This window comes from Streptomyces sp. NPDC053673, assembly GCF_055585225.1.
In genome coordinates this window covers 1-4,779 of record NZ_JBVJKN010000075.1, presented here as the reverse complement: position 1 = coordinate 4,779, position 4,779 = coordinate 1, and the positions used below count along the sequence as shown (strand labels likewise).

General features: G+C 71.3%; 6 protein-coding genes. 5 read left to right on the top strand and 1 reads right to left on the bottom strand.

Annotated elements, in window-relative coordinates; translation table 11 throughout:
- The 5 genes from ACZ6ZQ_RS38290 to ACZ6ZQ_RS38270 form a co-directional block, all read left to right on the top strand.
- A partial coding sequence (locus ACZ6ZQ_RS38290) for an ATP/GTP-binding protein (RefSeq protein ID WP_469773157.1) occupies window positions 1-282 on the top strand: 282 nt, incomplete at its 5' end.
- A 143-nt stretch (window positions 283-425) separates the two neighbouring features.
- Window positions 426-992, top strand: a complete 567-nt coding sequence (locus ACZ6ZQ_RS38285; protein WP_469773156.1) for a TetR/AcrR family transcriptional regulator — start codon at window positions 426-428, stop codon at window positions 990-992.
- 96 nt (window positions 993-1,088) lie between these two features.
- Window positions 1,089-2,477 (top strand): MFS transporter, encoded by a 1,389-nt coding sequence (locus tag ACZ6ZQ_RS38280; protein ID WP_469773155.1) that lies wholly within the window; start codon window positions 1,089-1,091, stop codon window positions 2,475-2,477.
- Window positions 2,474-3,865 carry a carotenoid oxygenase family protein gene (locus ACZ6ZQ_RS38275; RefSeq protein ID WP_469773154.1) on the top strand — a complete coding sequence of 464 codons (1,392 nt, stop codon included), beginning with the start codon at window positions 2,474-2,476 and terminating at the stop codon, window positions 3,863-3,865. The genes ACZ6ZQ_RS38280 and ACZ6ZQ_RS38275 overlap by 4 nt, the downstream gene beginning before the upstream one ends.
- Window positions 3,862-4,281: an SRPBCC family protein gene (locus tag ACZ6ZQ_RS38270; RefSeq protein WP_469773153.1), complete on the top strand. Its 420-nt coding sequence runs from the start codon at window positions 3,862-3,864 to the stop codon at window positions 4,279-4,281. Before ACZ6ZQ_RS38275 ends, ACZ6ZQ_RS38270 begins: the two co-directional genes overlap by 4 nt.
- 178 nt (window positions 4,282-4,459) lie before the next feature.
- Here the strand turns inward: ACZ6ZQ_RS38270 and ACZ6ZQ_RS38265 are convergent, their stop codons facing one another.
- Window positions 4,460-4,657: an acyl-CoA carboxylase subunit epsilon gene (locus ACZ6ZQ_RS38265; RefSeq protein ID WP_469773152.1), complete on the bottom strand. Its 198-nt coding sequence runs from the start codon at window positions 4,655-4,657 to the stop codon at window positions 4,460-4,462.
- Between the last annotated feature and the right edge of the window lie 122 nt (window positions 4,658-4,779).

The following is a 4,779-nucleotide window of genomic DNA, read 5'->3' as shown; positions in this document are numbered from 1 at the left end:
GACCTCGTCCGCGGCGCCATCGGCGCCGTCGTCCTCGTCGACACCCGCAGACTCGCCGACTGCTTCCCCGCAGTCGACTACTTCGAGAACAGCGGCCTCCCCTTCGTCATCGCCCTCAACGGCTTCGACGGACACCAGCCCTACACCCCCGACGAAGTCCGCGAAGCGCTCCAGATCGGCCCCGACGCACCGATCATCACCACCGACGCCCGCCACCGCGCCGACGCCAAGAGCGCCCTCATCACCCTCGTCGAACACGCACTCATGGCCCGCCTGCGGTAGGCCGTGTCCGGATCCCTGTCCGGCCGTAAGGAAAGGGCCCCGCACTCCTGCCGGAGTACGGGGCCCTTTCGGGTAGGTCCGGTCCGGTGGGCAACCGTTGCCCGGGAGTTGACACCCCAAAGTGTGAGTGGTTTATTACTCATATGGCAACGACAAGGACGCGACAGCTCTCCACGGCCGACGCGCGCCGCGGCGAGGTCCTGGCCACCGCGGCACGGGTCTTCGCGGCCCGCGGGTACTACGGCACCTCCACGACCGAGGTGGCCAGGGGCGCCGGGATCTCCCAGGCGTATCTGTACCGGCTCTTCCCCGACAAGGAAGCACTGTTCGTGGCCGTCGTCGAGAACTGCTCCCGGCTGATCCGGGAGCGGCTGGCCGAGGCGGCCGCGGAGACCGCGAGCGCCGAGCCGGCTGCCGTGCTGGACGCCATGGGCGATGCGTACGCGCATCTGATCGCGGACCGGGACGACCTGCTCAGGGTCCTGATGCACGCGAACTGCGCGGCGAGCGAGCCGGCGATCCAGTCGGCGGTGCAGGCGCTGTACGCGCGACTGGTGGAGTACGTACGGTCCGCTTCCGGCGCATCGGACGAGCTGGTCCAGGCTTTCTTCGCCAGGGGCTTTCTCTGCAATGTCGTGGTCTCCATCGGCGCGACGGAGCTGGACGCACCGTGGACGAGGACGCTACTGGCAGGCCTCCGCCACTACTGAAGCACCCCCGAGGGACGGCCGCGGCGACGTGGCCTCTTCTTCGACCCAAGCAGTGAGTGATTAACCACTCTTACCTGAGGAGGAGGGATGACAGCGATGACGGCACGGCCATCGGAAGCAGAGGAAGCAGCAGGAGCCGAGGAAGCAGCGAGCTCGGAGGAAGCGGACGGAGCCCGGGGAGTACGGGCGGTACGCCGGGGCCCCGCTCTCGCGGCGCTCACGACGGCGCAGTTCCTCGTCGTACTGAGCACTTCGATCGTGAATGTGGCACTGCCGTCGATCCGCGACGGCCTGCAGATGTCCCCCACCGCGCTCTCCTGGGTGGTCAACGCGTACGTCCTGGCCTTCGGCGCGCTGCTGCTGCTCGGTGGACGGCTCTCCGATCTGCTGGGCCGCCGCCGGGTGTTCACCGCAGGCATGGCCGTGTTCGGGCTCGCCGCACTGGCATCGGCTCTCGCCCCCTCGGCGCCGGTCCTCATCGCGGCCCGTGCGGTGCAGGGCGCGGGTGCCGCGCTCCTCGCGCCCGCCGCGCTCGCCCTGCTCCTGACCGTGTTCCCGCCGGGACCCGGCAGGGGCAGAGCGCTCGGGGCGTGGGGCGCGGTATCCGGGGCGGGCGGTGCTGCCGGGGTGCTGATGAGCGGGGTGCTCACCGAACTGTACGGCTGGCCGGCGGTGTTCCTCGTCTCCGTGCCGGTCACGGCCGCATCCCTCGCCGCGACGCTCGCCCTCGTACCGGCCACCAGGCCCATCGGCGGCGAGGTCGACATCCTCGGCGCGGTCACCTCGATCGCCGGGCTCACCGCACTCGCCTACGCCCTCGCCGCGCGGCACCTCGTCGCGGGGGTGGCCGGAGTGGGCCTCCTTGCCCTCTTCGCCGTACGGCAGGTCAGGGCCCGCACGCCCCTCGTACCGCCGCGGCTGCTGCGTACCGGCAGGGTCGCCGCAGCCAACATCGCCATGACACTGCTCGGCGCGGTCTGGGTGGGCCTGTTCTACTTCCTGCCGCTGTATCAGCAACGGATCCTCGGATACGGCCCGTTGGCCGCCGGGCTCACGCAGCTCCCGCTCGCTCTCACGGTCGTCGCCGGTTCCGTGCTCGCGTCCCGGCTGCCCGCCCGTGCCGGAACTCCCGCCGCGCTCGCCGTTCTCACCCTCGGACTCGTGTGGTTGTCCCGGGCACCGGGCGACGGCTCGTTCGCCGTCCATCTCCTCGGCCCCTCACTGCTCATCGGCGCGGGCCTCGGGGTCGCCTTCGTACGGCTCACCGCGCTGTCCGCCGAAGGCGTGCCGGCGGCCGACTCGGGAATCGCCGGCGGCCTGATCAACACCACCCGGCAGCTCGGCGGGGCACTGGGCCTCGCCCTGATGACCGCCATCGCCCCCGCGGCGGCCGACCACGGCGCCGCCTTCGCAACCGCCGCGGCACTCGCCGCGCTGGCCACCTGCACCACCACGTTCACGATCAACCGGAGGAAGCAGTCATGACCATCGAGTCCATCACCAAGCCGTACGTCTCCGGGCACTACACCCCCGTCGTCGACGAGATCACCTCACACGAGCTGACCGTCCACGGCACCATCCCGCCCGAGCTGAGCGGCCGCTACTTCCGCAACGGCCACAACCCCAAGCCCGGCTCCACACCCACCCACTGGTTCAAGGGCAGCGGAATGATCCACGGTCTGCGCCTGCGGGAGGGCCGCGCCGAGTGGTACCGGAACCGCTGGGTCCGCACGCCCGCCCTCGACGGCGTCCCGTACATCGGCGCGGACGGCGTCCCCGACCTCACGGCCAGCGACGCCGCCACCCACGTCATCGAGCACGCGGGCCGCATCCTCGCGCTGCAGGAGGTGAACCTGCCGTACGAGCTGACGTCCGAGCTCGACACCGTCGGCGTGTTCGACTTCGGCGGCAGGCTGAAGACCGCGATGACCGCGCACCCGAAGACCGACCCGGTCACCGGTGAGCTGCACTTCTTCGGCTACGGACCCTTTCCGCCCCACCTGACGTACTACGTCGCCGACGCCAAGGGCGAGATCGTCCGTGCCGAGATCATCGACGGAGCCGGCCCCTCCCTGATGCACGACTTCGCCATCACACAGCGGCACGTCGTCTGGCTCGACCTGCCCATCGTGTTCAACCCGGCGGAGCGCTCCGGGATCCCGTACCGCTGGAGCGACTCCTACACCCCGCGCATCGGCGTCATGCCGCGGTCCGGGCCCGCGGTGGTGAAGTGGTTCGAGGTCGAGCCGGGCGCGCTGCTGCATGTGGCGAACGCCTACGAGGACGAGCGCGGCCGGTTCGTTCTGACCGGCCCCCGCTACGACCGCGGTGCCTGGGAGCAGACCTGGAAGTGGTGGATCGGCGCGCCCGGTTACGCGCCGCAGCCGATGGTCGGCGCGACCGGCCACCGCTGGATCCTCGACCCGGCGACCGGCATCGCGAGCGAGGAGGCGGTCGACGACCTCGTCACCGAGTTCCCCACGATCAATGAGGATCTGACCGGTCTCCCGCACCGTTTCAGCTACTCCGTCGCCTTCCCCGGTCCCGGTCTGAGCGAGTACGCCATCGCCAAGCACGATCACCGCTCCGGTGCCCGGGAGCTGGTGCCCATGGGCCGCGGCCGGATGCCCGGGGAGGCCGTCTTCGTACCGGCGCAGGGTGGGACGCGTGAGGACGACGGCTATCTGCTCACCGTCGTCAGCGATCTGGACCAGGACGCCTCGCAGCTGCTGATCCTGGACGCGTCCGCGCCGTCGGGCGCCCCCGTCGCCACGGTCGAACTACCGCGCCGTGTCCCGTCCGGCATCCACGGCTCCTGGATCGCCGACGCCGACATCGCGGGCAGCGTCGGGACCCTGGGTGGTGCGGCATGATCACGACCCGACACGAGATCACGATCGACGCGCCGGTCGAGACCGTCTGGCACCTCCACACCGACATCAACGCCTGGCCCACGTGGAACACGGGAATCGACACCGCGGAACTCAGCGGTGAGCCGGCGGTCGGCGCCTCGTTCCGCTGGCTCACCCACGGGCTGGACATCACGTCGACGGTCTCGGCGCTGGAGCCCTTCCGGCACATCGCCTGGGGCGGTCCCACCTCCGGCATCGACGGGGTCCACCACTGGACCCTGGAGCCCGCGGAGAACGGCGGCACGAGGGTCGTCACGGAGGAGTCCTGGTCGGGCGCGCCCGTCGACGCGGACCCGGAGGGCATGCGTGCGGCACTGGACCAGTCGCTGGTCGCCTGGCTGAGGGACCTCAAGCGGGCGGCGGAGGCGGCTGCATAGCCTACGGCCCACGGCAGAGACGGCGGTCGGCACCGGATCTCTCCGGTGCCGACCGCCGTCGTGGTGCGTGCGGGGGCGACGGCCGTGTCGGCCACCGTGCGTGCGAGCACCGTGAATTGCGCGAGGCCCCCGCTCGCGGTGGGGCGAGCGGGGGCCTCGATGCGATGGCCGACGGGCGTCAGCCCTGCCAGCTGTGCGGTGCGCGGAAGCCGGACTGGCGCTCCAGGCGGCGCCACCCGGCGGTGCTGCGGCCGCGGGCCGGAGCGGCCGGCTGCGCGGCGGCGCGAGCCAGGAGGACGGCCGTGATCGCGGCCAGCTCCTCGGGGTCGGCGTGGCCCTTCTCTACGCGGAGCAGGGACTCGGCGGGCATGGTCATGTGCAGCGTTCTCCTTGTGGGTTACTGCGGGGGGTTGCCGTGCTTGCGCGACGGCAGGTCGGCGTGCTTGGTGCGGAGCATGGCGAGGGAGCGGATGAGCACCTCGCGCGTCTCGGCCGGGT

Coding starts and splice junctions, on each gene's coding strand:
- ACZ6ZQ_RS38285 (WP_469773156.1), top strand. CDS start 426: ATGGCAACGACAAGGACGCGACAGCTCTCCACGGCCGACGCGCGCCGC.
- ACZ6ZQ_RS38265 (WP_469773152.1), bottom strand. CDS start 4,657: ATGACCATGCCCGCCGAGTCCCTGCTCCGCGTAGAGAAGGGCCACGCC.
- ACZ6ZQ_RS38275 (WP_469773154.1), top strand. CDS start 2,474: ATGACCATCGAGTCCATCACCAAGCCGTACGTCTCCGGGCACTACACC.
- ACZ6ZQ_RS38280 (WP_469773155.1), top strand. CDS start 1,089: ATGACGGCACGGCCATCGGAAGCAGAGGAAGCAGCAGGAGCCGAGGAA.
- ACZ6ZQ_RS38270 (WP_469773153.1), top strand. CDS start 3,862: ATGATCACGACCCGACACGAGATCACGATCGACGCGCCGGTCGAGACC.